Here is a 14919-nt window from a genome sequence, read left to right on the forward strand (position 1 = left end):
GCGCGCGCCCGCAGCACAACGTCTAGGGTGTTGCCGTGATCCCCTCGGATTGGTCGGATGTACCCGATCGCCTGGCCAGACTGTCGACGCACCCGTCTGCCGGCATGGTTTTCGGAGCCAACGGCCATCAGTGGCGACGCGAGCCGCCTCTGACCACGGATGAGCTGGCCGAGCTGGAATCACAGCTAGATGTCGAGCTACCCGCCGAATACCGTTCCTTCCTCCTACAGGTCAGTCGCGGGGGCGCGGGCCCGGCGTACGGCCTCTTTCCCGCTCAACGGGTAGACGACCGATGGCGTTGGGAAGGCGACGGTGCCGAACTCACCGACCTGAAGACGTTGAGCCGGCCGTTCCCGCACACCGATGCATTCAACCCCGCAGACGACCTGCCCGCTCCCCCTGGCAAGGCGGACTTCGACTCCGAAGAAAAGTTCAACGAGGCTGAAGACGCCTACTGGCAGCAGCACGAAGCTGTCGTCTTCTCGCCCGAACACTCCATCGGGCTGCTCTACCTCTGTCACCTCGGCTGCGCCTACCGCGAAGCCCTCGTCATCAGCGGACCAGCTCGCGGTCAGATGTGGGGCGACGACACCGCCAGCGACGGCGGGTTCCTGCCTCTGCACGAGCCCGACGGGAGCCCGACAGGCTTCACGCGCTGGTACCGAGGATGGCTCGAACAGGCCGAAAAGCAAACCCAGTCCCGATAAAGCCGGAACGCTCTGCAGCACGGAAGGCGGCCAGAAGCGGACGTGCCGCGAGCACTCTTTCCGCCATCCCGAATCGCTTCGACCGCCGTCGTTGGGCGGAGAACCGATGCGGGGAGTCCGCTGGCTGGGGACACTCGGTCTGGTACTTCGAAGTAGGCGATGACGGCTGGCCCGTTCGTCAGGTCGAGGCGTACGACGCCGGAGCGTGCTGAGCTACGGCCCCAACCACTCTGAGGAGCCGTCGTCGCTCTCCGTACTGCGATCATTTCTGGTCGACTCGGCACTGCGCGCGCAGCGGCATGTGCGCGTACCTCGGGCGGCTCTACGGTGCCTGCTCGACAAACGTGTCGTCGAACGGCCATTGATCGGCGCCAAGATCGGTTCGGATGCTGCACCGGTACCTGAGTAGGTCGATCCGGTCCGCGTCGTTCAGATCCCGGTCCGGCTGTCTCGACGGATCGGCGTCGACGTTGTAGTGCAGGTGGCCCTCGGCGATGTAGTCGCGACGAAAATCCGTTGTCCACTGGGAGTTGTGACCCCATCCGTGGGATAGATCCACCGCTCTGCGGTTGCACCGCCACCAGGCCCAGTACAGCGCCGAGCGTGCCGCCACGTCGGCGTCGAGGTGATGAGCGCCGGCCCGGACCGCCACGCCTGCTCGGGCCACCAGCATGCTGCCGACGACCGCGCCCGGCCACAACTCGCCGACGACGCTCGGCGGCTCGTCGGCGTCATCGCTGACCTGCACCGAGACGATCTCATGGAAGAACGGGTGGAATGACGACTCCGCCAGCGGTGCCGCCCTGATCGCCGCGCGGAACGTCGGCCATGCCGACGTGCCCGGGATGGTGCCCCGCCACCACGGCTTGCCGCTGGTCCAGTCCAGCAACTGCGGATCGGAGTAGCCCGGTTGAAAGGCCGACAGCAGCACATCGACGATGCGACTGAACGCGTACAGCCCTTCCAGGGCCGTGTAGTGGTTGCCCTCACGCGGAACACGCACCCGACGGCTGTCCGGACGGCCCAACTCGTGCAACTCGGCCACGAGGTGAGGACGCCTGTCTAGCCAAGGCTGTAACACCTCGCCACCCCAACCCGCAGCCGTACCATCCCGCAGCTCGACGAACAAGTCTTGGAACTCCCACAACGTCGACGGCACGCCGCGCACGGTAAGCCACCCGCACCGCGGCGACAACCGGCTTCTGACAGGACGTGGCCGGCATCGCAGGGCCGGTGCGCGTACGACTGCGACGGCGCAGCCCTTGATCACATGCGCTGTCATCGGCACGAGCGCACGGGCCGGTCTGCAAGCCCCTGCCCTGCCCGCACCGTCATGCGATGATCTGCGCGCTGAACCGTGACCGGTCATCGCCCTGGGCTCAGGAGATCAATCGTGGGGTTCTTCGGCACCTACCTCTTCAACGGACACCGGTGGACGGCACACCACCCCGCCGAACAGCCGACCATCCCGGAACCGTGGCTGCTCGTCGACATCCATGACAGCGACATCGCCACGATCACCTACCGCCCACCCGGCCCCGGCAGCGGTGTCGCCTACCTCGGTGACACCCCACGCACATACTTCGAAAACCCGGACGCCTCAGCCCCAACCGATGCGGCCCGCGAGGCCGCCGGCCTAGGCGCCTGGTGGGCCCACCAGCACGGTAGGACGAGCGGGACCGAACGCGAAGCCAAGGAAGCCGATCTGGCCACCTACCTCGCCGAAGACCTCAACCCAGCAGACATCGACCACGACCACGACGATGACGAAGACCTAGACGACGCCGAGGTCTTCGTAGAGGTCAAGACAGCACGGTTCCTCGCGGCACTTGACCTGCCCGTTCCCGACGACCTACCCCGCTGATCACACGACACCAAAGACACAATCCTCCTCGTCTTTATCGCCGACATCTGACCACTTCAGGCCCGCCGAAGAGACCACCGTCGAGGAGTACCTGCAGCAGGTTTGCCGGTGGAATTTAAGTCTCAGTCGGCGGGATCAGCACCGACGTTGGTGCAACAATCCCACTGCTGCACGTCGATGCGGAGTGACCGCCCCAGCTGGGGCCGACGAGCAAGCATGAAAGCCGGCGCCGGTCATCGCATGGGCTGAGGAGGTGGCAAGGTGAAGGATCCCGCGATCATCGACATGCCTGGCCAGGTCCGGGCCTAGCGGCCGCTGGCCCGGACGGGCCGATCTACCTCACCAGCTATGCGGGCCGCAGCCCGAGCACGCGCAACCCTCGGTCAGATGCTGCTGGTGTAACTCCAGTCTCAACGGCCGGAAGCATCGATGCCGTGGCACGATCGATCATGCTCGTGCCTGCTTGCCGATTTCCGTCCCGCTGTCATCGAGGAGCCGCCGATGAGCCCGCTTGGCAGCCTCATATGCATCGGCATGCTCACCCTCGCAGCATCACTGGCCCTGCTTTGGGTCTGTATCCGCGTTCCTGAGAGCATCCAGCGATTGCGGCACCGTCTGACCAGGAAGCGACCCCGCCGGTTACGAGATCATCCGTTACTTCAGGCTCCGCCGGAGGCAGATCGCAGAGAAGAGACCCTGTGGCGGCCTGAGCTCTACGACTAACGGTCAGGCTCCGTTTGACGCCCGCGCGTCGCTACGTGCGGGCGAAGCAGCGGTCCTGCGCAACGGGATGCCCCGCAAGTGAGTGGACAGAAACCGTTGGTTCGGCAATGGGCGACCACGCTACGGTTCGCGAGTGAGCACCCCGCCCGGCGCGACGAGGCAATCGTTCGCCGGTCGCGATCTTCGGCACCACACCCTCGATGGGCACTCGTTCAAGTGGTGTGACTTCCGTGGCGCCGACCTGCGGGGCGCGTCCCTTCGCGGTGTCAGCTTTGCCGGCTGCGATCTGCGGGACGCCGACCTGCGCGACACCGACCTGTCCTACGCGCGGTTCAGCTACGTCATGACCCACGATCCGGAGTACGGACGCACAGACGTCACCGGGGCACGGTGGAACGGAGCCGACCTTCGAGGCGTCACCGCCGAGCGCGTCATTGGGTGGCCGCACGATCTCTAGCTTCCGGGGACCGGCTGCTGACCAGGCGCCGCGAGTCTAACCATGATCACCAACCTTGCACGTCAGCGGCCCAGGGTAGCCACATGCAACCTAGATCATCTGTCAAGAAGGTACTGGGACCGGCGCTCGCGGTCCCTATCGCGCAGGCCGGTGCCCGGGTTGACGCTGGACGCGCGGTGCCAAGTCCTCGGCTCTGACGCGGTTGCCGCCTCGCTTTGCACCTGGTCCCGCAACTGAACCGCCCCGGGTTCTGTGGAGACCTCAGCTGTTGGCTCCAACCACCTCGCAGGGCTGGGGTTGAGCGTAGAACATCGATTCGTATTCGGTGGGTGGGACGTGCCCGATGGCGGAGTGCAGGCGCTGGTTGTTGTACCAGTCGACCCACTCGGCGGTGGCCAGTTCGACCTGGGCGAGGCTGCGCCATGGGCCCCGGGGTTTGATCAGTTCGGTCTTGTAGAGGCCGATGGTGGACTCCATCAGGGCGTTGTCCAGGGCGTCGCCGACGCTGCCGATGGAGGCGTCGATACCGGCGTCGAGCAGGTGGGTGGTGAACCGGAACGACGTGTACTGACTGCCCGCATCGCTGTGATGTACCAGGCCCGCCCCGACCGGCTGGCCGGCGCGGTCACGGCGCCACAGCCCCATGTCCAGGGCGGCCAGGACCAGCGGGGTGCGTTTGTTCGTCGCCGCGGACCAACCCACGATCGCCCTGGAGTAGACGTCAACGACGAACGCGACGTAGACCACGCCGGACCAGGCGGCGACGTGGGTGAAGTCCGCGACCCAGCACCGGTTCGGCCGGGCGGCGGTGAAGTCCCGGTTGAGCAGGTCAGCGGCCCGTTCATGCCCCGGATCGGCGGTGGTGGTGCGGATCTTCTTGCCCCGCACCACGCCGGTCAGGCCGGCGTCGCGCATCAACCGCTCGATGGTGCACCGGGCCGTCGGATGCCCTTGGCGGCGCAGCTCGTGCCAGATCTTGCGGGCTCCGTAGACACCGTAGTTCGCCACATGGATTTCCCGCATGAGTGCTGTCAGCTGCGCATCACGCACCTGCCGCTTCGACGGCGGACGCTTCTTGGCCGCCCAGTAACCGCTCGGGGTGATCTGCAGCCCGTGCCGGCGCAGCACGCGACAGATCGGCTCGACCCCGCCGAAGCGGTCCCGATGCTCGTCAACGAAGCTCACGAGCGTGTCATAGGCCGGTCGAGCTCGGCCGCGAAGAAAGCCGACGCGGCCTTCAAGATCTCATTCGCCCGCCGCAACTCGGCGTTCTCCCGCCGCAGCCGCTTCAACTCCGCCGACTCCTCCGACGTCACCCCCGGCCGCTGGCCGTCATCGACCTGCGCCTGCCGGACCCACTTACGCAACGTCTCGGCCGTGCCGATCCCCAGCCGGGCCGCCACCGCCGTGATCGCCGCCCAGTCCGACTCGTAGTTCGGCCGCACCTCCGCGACCATCCGCACCGCCCGCTCCCGCAACTCCTGCGGATACGGCTTCGTTCCTGCCATCTCTCGATCCTTCCCAAGCGGGGAAGTCTCTACAAGATCCGGGGCGGTTCAACTCCCAGACCGCTCCCAGGGGTTGCCGGACCCAGTCAGGCATGGTCCACTGTCCCGCGCGTGACACGGGGGGTGCGGTGGAATGCCTGGTACGACGCTTCTGCCCTGGCAGGCGGGTCTCTGGGTGGCGGGTTGCCTCGAGCGTCTCGCACCGTACGTGCACGCGTGCGGCACGCCACGAGCGGCCGCCTTCTATCGAGACAGCGTCGACGCGTTCTGGACAGGGCACGGCGAGCTCGCCGCGCCCGACGCGGACCGGATCGCGGCGGTAGGCGCGAAGCTCAGAGCCCTGTGCGAGGAGTACAGCGCCGAGGCGCAGATCTTCGGGGTCATAGTCAGGGCGGCCGAGGCTGCTCGGCAGTCCACGGCCGAACCCATGGAACAGCTTGTCACGTGGACGGTGGACCTCTGGTCGGAGCTGGGGTCCGACGACGACTCGGGAGACCGGGAGGCGCAGGCGCAGCGGGACACGCTGGCGATGACGCAGCAGCCTCCCGCGCAGGCGGTAGCCCAGATCCGGATCGTTTCCGCCCGGCTCGGCGCCGAATGGGCAGCCCGACTTGCCAACCACGGCCTGCTGAACGCCGACCCTAAGCGACCGGAGATCGTGATACCCCCGCACGATCTGCCCTACCAGGTCGGTGACGTGGTGGCGGTGTCATGCCCGTGGACCCCAACGGTGACCACACGCGCCGGCAAGTACCACGCGGCGGTGCGCTGGCCGTGGGCCGTGCTCGATCCCGACTCGGCGTACCGGCCGAACGGCAGCTTCGCCTTCCCCGTTGACGAATCTACCGAGCCCTGGTGGCCGTACCAGTTGCGCCCGCCGGCGGCCGAACTCGACGAGGGCGACCGGTGCGCGGTTGGCGTACCGCCGACCCGGTGCTACGTGGTGCGGTCCAACCGATACGACCCGCCGATGGACGACGGCTTCCTGCCGAGACTGACAGCGAGCATCGCGCTGCTGCCGGCCGGCAGCGGATACGCGGACGCGGCAGACGTGTGGCTGGAGCGTGCCGAGCCATTCGAGATGAAGCTGCTGCACCGCCCATACGGTGCGCTTCGCTCCGGTGACACCGTCGACGACGCGGACGGTCGCCGGCTGCAGTTCGTACCGCCGTTCCTGTTCTACGCCGACGGTGGTCGAGTGCGGCCGGCGTGGCCACTAGCTTTGGTGACCCGCGACGGGGTCACGCCACCCCCGGACGCGGTCGACGCCGTCGCCACCGCGACCGCCCTCGGCAGTCATGCCGACGAAATCGAGCGCTGGCTCACCTACAGCGAGGCTCCGTACACAGCCACGATCGCCGAAGAACTCTTCGACGAAACCTGAGCCGTCCAGGACAGCGAGCAACCGACGCCGCGCTGGTCGACGTGCACCCGACGCCCGCCTCCGGTCATCGGTTCAACGGTCGGACGCCCGGGCGTCGGCCGAGATCAGGTGCACTGATCTGCCGTCGGTAGCTCGGTGCCGCCCGAGGTCATTTGGCGCCGGATTCAATTGGTGGGCCCGGCGGGTCGGCCTTTGCCGTTTTCCCCTTTGGGGTGGGCCGTTCGGTAGCGGCCTCAGTCAGCCAGCGGTGATCGTAGTTCAGGTGGTCCCAGCGGGACCGCAGCCACTGACGCTTGGTCGCGGTAGCAGTTCGCCATAGGTATCGCAGCCCGTCGGCGAGTTGATCTCGTCGCTGCGGCGCGAGAAGCCCTGGAAGCTCGTGACAGAGATCGGCGACCATATTCGCGCGCTCAAGACGTCGGTCGAGTGCGTCCGCCGAATGGGCATCCAGCAGTGGCGCAGTGAGGAACCGGATCTCCAGGAAGCCCAGATGGAGTAGGTCCGACATCGCAGCCTCCATCGCAGCCTGGGGCGGCTGATCCAACTCCATGACAACCTCCTCGGACGAGGCGAACAAGGATGCCTCACGCCATCCGCTTCTGCCGCGATTCGCGCGGTCATGCCGCGATCCGGGTGGTTGCAGTTGACGACCCCGCCCCCTGGGGAGCGGGGCGCTGTCCGGTCCGCCACGTCATTGGACCTCGATACCGTCGCCGGCCTCGCCCGCGGGTCCGCCGCGCTGGTCCGCCACCAGGGCACCGAGCAGCACCTCGACACCTGGATCAACCGCGCCCGCCACGCCAGATGCGCCGAATCCGCGGCTTCGCCACCGGCCTGGATCACCGCAACACCCCCGACAGCTCTCGGCGCCCGCTTCGCCAGCGAAACCGGATGGCAACGTGTGACGGTGCCCGCGCATCATGACCAGGTGGACGCCCGACGAGCGATCGCTCTGATCGATGACCTTCGGTCATTCGTCGATGGCCGCTGCGCGGAGGTGGCCCGTACGAGCGCTGCCGAAGTCGAGCTTCTTACCCGCTACCGGGATGGTCGGCTGGACGAGCTATGGCTGGACCACGACCTGGGCGGCGACGGGTCGGTTGGTGACTGCGTACTAGATCGCCGCCCGCCTGTCGAGCATCGACGTGCTGCGGCAGCGCGGCACGGGGCCATTCGGTGGCCGTCCCCGTGCCGGCCTCCGGACCGGCGCACGCCCCCGCGCCTCAGGTAGACGAAGGTAGCTGCTCAGGGCCCCGGCAACGCCGGGCGCTGCGAGTGCCCTCGACGGGCCGCGGCGATCTGGTATGCACCCACCTTGGCCGCGAAGGCTACGGCGAACGGCAGATTCGAGGCGCGGGCGGCACCGAGCAGGGCAGTACCGGCCGCGCGCAGTCTCAGGAGCCTGGCCTGCGTCGTCGCGATCGAAGCTAACGCCTGCGCCTCTCCAAGACTCGCGCCCGATCGCTGGAACCGCTGTGCGCTGATCTCGTAGAGACGCAGCGCGTCAACCAGGCTGCCCTGCGTAGCGGCCAAGTCGCCGAGGTTGCGGATGGCGAAACCCTGTCCGACCGTGTCACCGAGATGCTGAAACTGCTCGAGGCTCGCCGTGTGGCTGGCAATGGCCTCCTGCGTTCGGTACTGACGCTTGCGTACGGCGCCAAGGTTTTCCTGCGCCCATGCAACGGTGGATCGCGCGATCACGTCGGGGTCCTGCCCCTCCGCCGGTTCGAGACTTTGTGACGCGTACCGCACACACCTGGTCATCATCTCGGCCGCCTTGTCGAAGTCGCCCTGGTGCTTGTACACCTGGGCGAGATCGCTCGACACGCCGGCCGCCGACACGAGCGAGCCCTCCGCGACGAAGCCTGAGAACGCGACGCCGTACCAGGGCACGGCCTGCCGCAGATCGCCGGCCTCCCGGTACGCCTGTGCCAGCCGCCGGGCGGTTCGCACAGCCCGGCGTTGCTGGCCTGTCGCCCGGAGGATCGGCATCGCATGCTCCAACAGCGCGATCGCCTCGCCGTTCCTGCCCGCGCGATGCAGCGTCGCGCCCTGCATAGCCTCGACCGCGGCTGTCGTCGCGCCGTCCATGCCGGCGACGTGAGCGGCGCCAGACGTGGTGAGCGCTAGCGCATCTTCGAGCCGACCGACCGCAAGGAGGTACGGCGTAACAGCGAGCGTCAGCACCGCCGCCGATGATGCGCTGCGCGCAACGGTGGTGTCGCTCGCCAGGAACAGCACCAGATCCGCATGAAGCCCGAACCATGTGAACGATTCGGTAGGTCGGGCGGGGCTCCGCGAGGAATGGGCGGAGTCAGCGGCGGGCGAACCCAGTGCCGGTATGCCATCGAGGACCGGCAGCCGGTCGTGCGCAAGTGACGGATCAAGCCGTGCGCCGTGGTCTGTGGCCTGCGCGAGAAGAACCTCGAAGGCGCGACTGAGGGCCGCTTCGCGAGCAACATCGCTGTCGTCGGCAAGAGTCCGCTCATAGGCGTACAACCGGATCAGGTCATGGAACCGATATTCGTGGAAGCCTGTCGCCTCCAGCAGTTGGGCGTCCACCAGCTCCTCGAGCATTACCAAGGCATCGTCCGGTGGCACGCCGGCCACTGCGGCCGCCAGCGACGCGTCGAGCAGGTTGGGTCCCAGCAGGCCGAGCCTGCGAAACAGGGCTTGCTGCGGCTGCCTCAGCTCGTTGTAGCTGATCCCGAAGCTCGCACGGACGTCGGCGTCGCCGACCCGGAGCAGGTCGAGCCGGCGGCGTTCGTCGGCGAGCGCCGTTGCCAGGTTCTCCACCGACCATCTCGGCCGGATGCGGAGCAAGGAGGCGGCGACGTGCAGCGCGATGGGGAGCTGGCCGCACAGCTCAACTATCCGCCGCCAAGACGGATCGTGCTCGTCCTCCGGACGCGCCGAGACCTCGCGCAATAGCTCGATGCCGTCCGGCGTGCTAAGGACGTCGAGGCCGTGCAGCGCGTCGAGCCCAAGACCGGACATAGGTCGGCGGCTGGTAATAAGCGCCGCGGAGCCGCGGCCGGCCGGCAGGGCGTCACGGACCTGCCGCTCCTCGTGAACGTCGTCGAACACGACGATGATCCGAGACGCAGAAAGCGCGGCCTGCAAGGCCCGCAGCCGTTCCCCCGGGCCTGAATGACGCCCGACATCCTCGCCGAAGGTGAGCAACAGACTGGTCGTCACGTCGTCGGGCTTCATCAAGGCGCCGACTGTCAGGAAGATCCGGCCATCCGGGTACTGCCCGGCCAGCCTGCTCACTACGCGCCGGGCCAGTCCCGACTTGCCAACCCCGGGCTTACCGTAGATGCCGACGACTACGGCACCCTGCTCTTCACATCGCCGAGTCGTATCGACAATCGCAGCGATCTCGCTCTTGCGGTTGACGAAAGGTCCGGCCATCGAGGGCAGAACGCCGACCGGACCACGCGCCGGTCGCACCGACGCCTCCGAGACGACTAGGTCGATCGCGGCACGGATCTCCGGCGATGGGGACGCCGGGCTGCCAGCCAGGAATTGCCGAACGGCGATCACAGCGGCCAGGATGCTCAGCGCGGCGACGACTACCCACCAAGTCCACCCCCGCGAGCCAAACCGCGTGCCAGCATCGCCGGTCGCCAGATTCACCGCTATCGCCGTAGCGGTGGCCACGAGGACCCCGGCCACCGTCAGTGCGGCCTGACGAGCTCGCTTACTCAGGGCGACCTCCCCGCGCCTCCACGTTGCTGCCCGACGACTCGAACGTACGGTTCATTCGGTCGGAACGCTTCCGTCGAACCGTCACTCCCGAACAGCACACGGTCCGATACACGAGCCCCCATGGCGAGCCCGGGCCTTCGCCAGCACGCAGTAGGGCGCCTGGTCGACGACGAGCCAGGTGCCCTCTGGCGGGTCGTGGATGAGCGGTTCGCAGTGCTCGGATGGGTCGATGGCGCGTGGCCGGATTGGACTGACCGAAACGTGCTCGACGCCCTCACTACGGCGCCCGTCACGATTCAATGCCACACTGGCGATGACCTCGGTGGCCTGTGCCGCGATCGTTCTAAAGCACCCCGTGAAGTGACCCCTATCGGCCAGACACTCCCGCGCCTGGTTACTCAGCGGGACCGATGCCCCGAGGCGCCGCGCACGTTTGGGGGCATGCCCGGGCGGATCCTCAGACGCAACGCGTAGTCGTGCAGTTGAAGACCCGGACGACCGAGCGCCCATGCTTTCGCGGCCGGCCCGACCCGGTACCGCCGCAGCGGCTTGCCCGCGATGGTTTCGATGTGCGGCGAGGTGACCGCTTGCAAGGCCTTCCAGGCCATGCCAGCCAGAAGGACAAAGTCCCGCCGTACGCAGTCGGCTTCGTCTTCAGGGAACCACTTGAACGCCAGCCTGCCCGGCGACATCGCCTCGGGCCCCTCGGCCGTTGCCCGGTGTCGACCGTCGGTAGTGGCGAGCACAGCCTCGTCCGTGGTCACCACGGAGGTGCGCAGGTACTGGATGAGGGGTCCCACGGTTCCGCCGTCACCGTCGAGCAGCCGCAAGAACGCCTGCGTGCCGTTGTGCCGCATCGCGACCGGCAATGAGTCGTGCACCGTGATGCTCCGAGCAGGCTGATCATAGGTCCCCCACTGCCCGAGATCGGCAATCGCGGGCCCCAACGCCTCGTCGAACGCCGCCTCGTCCTCGGGCAGCATGAAGGTGCTGACCTGCTTCGAACGCGACCCCGGTTCGAACATCCGGCCATGATCGCAGACGCCCTTACCCTTGACAGCCATATACCTGCGCAGCTCCGGCCCTGTGTCAGCGGTGCGCCGACGGCAGGGGGTCTGTCAAACGAACGGTGTAACCCGGCTTGTTGAGGGTTACTTTCGGCCTGCGGACAGGCGTCCTTCGAAGGCCATCTCGAAGGCGTTCAGGGCGGGTTTCCAGCGCATGGTCCACCGCCGGCGGCCCTGCCCGGTCGGATCTAGGCTCATCACCGCGAGGTAGACGCACTTGAGGGCGGCGCCCTCGTTCGGGAAGTGGCCGCGGGCCCGCACGGCTCGGCGGATCCGAGCGTTAACCGACTCGATCGCGTTGGTCGAGCAGATCACGGTGCGGATCTCGGCGTCGAAGGCCAGGAACGGCACGAACTCCGCCCAGGCCTGCTCCCACAGTCGGATGATCGCCGGATACTTCGTGCCCCATGCCTGCGCGAACTCGGCGAAAGCGTTCCCTGGCTGCAGCCTCCGTCGCCGCCGTGTAGACGGGCTTGAGGGCCTTGGCGATGGCGTCCCAGTGCTGCCGGCCGGCATAGCGGAACGACGCCCGCAGCAGGTGGATGATGCAGGTCTGCACGACTGCCTCGGGCCAGGTCTGCCCGATCGCGTCGGGCAGACCTTTGAGACCGTCGCAGACCACCATGCAGGCGTCGGCGACCCCGCGGTTCTTCAGTTCGGTGAGCACGCTGAGCCAGAACTTCGCGCCCTCACCACCGTCGCCGGCCCACAGGCCGAGGATGTCCCGATTGCCGTCGACGGTGACGGCCAGGGCCACGTAGATCGGCCGGTTGGCGACCTTCCCGTCGCGGATCTTCACGTGCACCGCATCGAGGAAGATCACCGGGTAGATCGGGTCGAGGGGCCGGTTCTGCCACTCGGTCATCCCGTCGACGACCTTGTCAGTGATCGTGGAGATCGTCTGCCGCGACACGTCGGCGCCATATACCTCCGCGAGGTGGGCCTGGATCTCCCCGGTCGTCAATCCCTTGGCCGACAACGAGATCACCATGTCCTCGACCCCGGACAACCGGCGCTGACGCTTGCGCACGATCTGCGGCTCGAACGTGCCGTCACGGTCGCGGGGCACCTCGATCTGCACCGGCCCGACCTCGGTCAGCACCGTCTTGCCTCGGACCCCATTGCGGGAGTTCTGACCGTTGTTCCCGGCCGGGTCGCCCTTGTCATAGCCCAGGTGGTCAGTGATCTCACCGTCCAGCGCGGCTTCCAGGACCCGCTTGGTCAGCTGCTGCAACAGCCCACCCTCGCCGGTCAGCTGCAAACCCGCAGCCCGGGCCTGCTCCACCACCTGGGCGACGAGCTGGTCGTCGACCCCGTCTCCTACCGGCCGCGCCGGCCCACGCTTCGCCACCTGGTCAGTATCGACCTCGGTGATCACGACATCCGCCATCACGTGCTGCTCCTTGATCAGGAGTTACACCGTTCGTTTTACAGTCCCCCACGCTACGGTTCGCGGGTGAGCACCCCGCCCCACGCGACGAGGCAATCGTTCGCGGGTCGCGATCTTCGGCACCGCACCCTGGATGGGCACTCGTTCAAGTGGTGTGACTTCCGTGGCGCCAACCTTCGGGGCGCGTCTCTTCGCGGTGTCAGCTTTGCCGGCTGCGATCTGCGGGACGCCGACCTGCGCGACACCGACCTGTCCTACGCGCGATTCAGCTACGTCAGGACGCACGATCCGGAGTACGGACGCACGGACGTCACCGGGGCACGGTGGGACGGAGCCGACCTTCGAGGCGTCACCGCCGAGCGCGTCATTGGGTGGCCGCACGATCTCTAGATTCCGCGGTTACGTCCAGTTGACGTTGGGCCACCGAGCTGTCATCGCGTTCACCCGCCTAACCGCGCTAACCCAGCTAGCTGGCCCTGTTGCTGGACCGTGCGCATCGTTGGGTGGCGTTTGACGGCCTAGAGCGGATTGAGTAAGGGCTCAGCAATCTCGTGCTGGCTTGGCCGTTGCGCCGGCGCGTGGACGCAATCCGCCGTGGCCGTCACTACAACTCGCGCCATGCTCCTGCCCGGCCAGGGGCGCCCGTGCGGACGAATTCCTCGACCACCTGCCATGCGCGTACGAGGTCGAGAACGAAGTCCGCGGCGAACTCGACCAGGTCGTCCAGGACTAGTACCTGCGCATTCATGCTCGCCGGTTCGTCGGCGGCCAGTAGGGACATGGTGCTCTCGTCCGTCATGAGATGGACGACCGCCGCGGACTCGGTGAACCCGAGCGTGAGCACAGGGAATACGTCGCCCGCCCGCACTTCGACGTACCCGCGCCCCTGGGTCCGCAGTTCATCGAACCGCTCGAAGAGGCCAGCGATGTCCGAGCGCTCCACTGCGACGAAGGTCCCTGTCGTCGGGGACGTAGCAGTCCACGAAATGTTCACCCGGCAACCCCCCCTCGACGATTGACCCGCGCCCGTAGCTATTTCTCGTAGGGGTCCCAGTGAGCGGCGTAGCGCAGCAGCGAGCGTGCCAGGTCGGGATGGGTCGCCGCCCACCGATTGTCGAACAGGATCCACTGGTCGAAACCGAAGAAGTCGTCGATGTATCGGGCGACCTGCGCGATGTGCGTATCCAGCTGTATCAGCGATTCGGTGGGACGCTCCGCGTGCAGCAGGTCGGTTATCTCCCGGTGAACGGTCTCCTGGCCAGGCATCCGGTCGAGACCGGGAGGTGACGGGTCGTAACCGGGCAGTTGGGCGTAGCGCTCCAACGCCCGACCCACATCGCGCTCCCCGGGAGCGACAAGCGCCCGCAGCAGCCGGACATCGTGTGGCCATCGGTGGCTGCCGGGACCATCGACGGCCAGGTGGGCGGCGAGGTCCGGCAGGCTCACGCCGGGAAACTGGATGGCACCGATCAAGTCCAGGTTCCGGTATAAGTCAGGCGACTGCCAGCACAAGTGGACCGAGAAGGTGCAGTCCGTGCCGGGCGGGGCCAGCCGGACGGTGCGGACTGGAACGCTGTGGCGGAAGACGGTCTCCGACCCGCCCGCGCCGGTGGGCAGCGGCCACGTGTCGTGCAGGAGGAACGCGAGCCGGTCAGGTGAGGCGGACGCCGCGTCGTCATCGACGAAGTAGTACGCGAGATCCACCTCGTCGTCATCGGTACGCGCTCTCAGGGCGTGCTCACCGAGCCGAATGAAGTCGCTCTTGTCGTCGCCCTCCACCCACAGGTACTCGGTCAGCAGCTGCCGCAGCTCGTTCACCGACTCCGGCGGCGGCAGGTTACGCTCCCGGGCCGCCTCAAAGATCGACTCCAAGCCGTACACGTCGCCGCCCAGCTCGCTGTAGATCCACTCCTTCGCGTCGTCGTGCTTCCAGCCGCGACGAAACCAGTCGAGCACGGTCGCATCAGGCAGGGTGATCACGCGCTTACCGAGAGGAGAGCCCTCTCGCCAACGGCACACGAAGTACATGCGATGACCCTAGGCAGCGGATCCGACAGGATCTTCCCGACCGCACCGGACGGCCGCTCCGGAACCACCACGCGATGACG

Annotated in this window: 12 protein-coding genes and 2 pseudogenes; 6 read left to right on the plus strand and 8 right to left on the minus strand. The window is 67.3% G+C overall.

The annotated features are described in order from the left end of the window. Positions 1–35: 35 nt before the first annotated feature. Entirely contained in the window at positions 36–707 is a 672-nt protein-coding gene (locus tag V6U82_RS26585; RefSeq protein WP_334465736.1) for an SMI1/KNR4 family protein, read from the plus strand. A 322-nt stretch (positions 708–1029) separates the two neighbouring features. Here V6U82_RS26585 and V6U82_RS26590 read toward each other — a convergent pair whose 3' ends face one another. Next, positions 1030–1866, minus strand: coding sequence for a hypothetical protein (locus tag V6U82_RS26590; RefSeq protein ID WP_334465738.1), 837 nt, complete (start codon positions 1864–1866; stop codon positions 1030–1032). A gap of 234 nt (positions 1867–2100) precedes the next feature. Here V6U82_RS26590 and V6U82_RS26595 point away from each other — a divergent pair, with 234 nt between their 5' ends. Both V6U82_RS26595 and V6U82_RS26600 read left to right on the plus strand, forming a co-directional pair. Beyond that, entirely contained in the window at positions 2101–2571 is a 471-nt protein-coding gene (locus V6U82_RS26595) for a hypothetical protein (protein WP_334465741.1), read from the plus strand. An 856-nt stretch (positions 2572–3427) separates the two neighbouring features. After that, positions 3428–3751, plus strand: a complete 324-nt coding sequence (locus V6U82_RS26600) for a pentapeptide repeat-containing protein (protein WP_334465744.1) — start codon at positions 3428–3430, stop codon at positions 3749–3751. Between the two features lie 261 nt (positions 3752–4012). Here V6U82_RS26600 and V6U82_RS26605 read toward each other — a convergent pair. Further along, positions 4013–5259, minus strand: a protein-coding gene (locus tag V6U82_RS26605) for an IS3 family transposase (RefSeq protein ID WP_128139296.1) whose coding sequence is annotated in 2 segments (ribosomal slippage) — positions 4013–4977 and positions 4977–5259 — 1248 coding nt in all. Because the reading frame shifts where the segments join, the coding sequence is not laid out codon by codon here. Between the two features lie 133 nt (positions 5260–5392). Here V6U82_RS26605 and V6U82_RS26610 point away from each other — a divergent pair. Next, on the plus strand, positions 5393–6643 hold the full coding sequence (locus V6U82_RS26610) for a hypothetical protein (protein ID WP_334465746.1): 1251 nt from the start codon (positions 5393–5395) through the stop codon (positions 6641–6643). A 148-nt stretch (positions 6644–6791) separates the two neighbouring features. Here V6U82_RS26610 and V6U82_RS26615 read toward each other — a convergent pair whose 3' ends face one another. Beyond that, positions 6792–7193, minus strand: coding sequence for a hypothetical protein (locus V6U82_RS26615; RefSeq protein ID WP_334465748.1), 402 nt, complete (start codon positions 7191–7193; stop codon positions 6792–6794). A 378-nt stretch (positions 7194–7571) separates the two neighbouring features. On the opposite strand from V6U82_RS26615, the pseudogene V6U82_RS31630 reads away from it, so the two are divergent. Continuing rightward, a pseudogene (locus tag V6U82_RS31630) lies at positions 7572–7745 on the plus strand (cyclic-phosphate processing receiver domain-containing protein); the annotation flags it as partial. A 143-nt stretch (positions 7746–7888) separates the two neighbouring features. On the opposite strand, the gene V6U82_RS26620 reads toward V6U82_RS31630, so the two are convergent. The 3 genes and pseudogenes from V6U82_RS26620 to V6U82_RS26630 all read right to left on the minus strand — a co-directional run bounded on the left by V6U82_RS26620 (position 7889) and on the right by V6U82_RS26630 (position 12811). Continuing rightward, positions 7889–10282 (minus strand): tetratricopeptide repeat protein, encoded by a 2394-nt coding sequence (locus V6U82_RS26620; protein WP_334465750.1) that lies wholly within the window; start codon positions 10280–10282, stop codon positions 7889–7891. Positions 10283–10752: 470 nt separating this feature from the next. Continuing rightward, a complete protein-coding gene (locus V6U82_RS26625) occupies positions 10753–11379 on the minus strand; it encodes a hypothetical protein (RefSeq protein WP_334465754.1) in 627 nt (208 codons plus the stop codon). Positions 11380–11505: 126 nt separating this feature from the next. Continuing rightward, positions 11506–12811 (minus strand): annotated as a pseudogene (locus V6U82_RS26630) (IS256 family transposase). 66 nt (positions 12812–12877) lie between these two features. Here V6U82_RS26630 and V6U82_RS26635 point away from each other — a divergent pair. Continuing rightward, positions 12878–13201, plus strand: a complete 324-nt coding sequence (locus V6U82_RS26635) for a pentapeptide repeat-containing protein (protein ID WP_334465757.1) — start codon at positions 12878–12880, stop codon at positions 13199–13201. A gap of 214 nt (positions 13202–13415) precedes the next feature. On the opposite strand, the gene V6U82_RS26640 is transcribed toward V6U82_RS26635, so the two are convergent. Together V6U82_RS26640 and V6U82_RS26645 are read right to left on the minus strand one after the other, a co-directional pair. Then, on the minus strand, positions 13416–13754 hold the full coding sequence (locus V6U82_RS26640; RefSeq protein WP_334465760.1) for a hypothetical protein: 339 nt from the start codon (positions 13752–13754) through the stop codon (positions 13416–13418). 89 nt (positions 13755–13843) lie between these two features. Continuing rightward, a complete protein-coding gene (locus V6U82_RS26645; protein WP_334465763.1) occupies positions 13844–14791 on the minus strand; it encodes a hypothetical protein in 948 nt (315 codons plus the stop codon). Positions 14792–14919: the final 128 nt, after the last annotated feature.

The sequence above is a fragment of the Micromonospora sp. CPCC 205554 genome, assembly GCF_036902745.1.
Lineage (GTDB): Bacteria > Actinomycetota > Actinomycetes > Mycobacteriales > Micromonosporaceae > Micromonospora > Micromonospora tulbaghiae.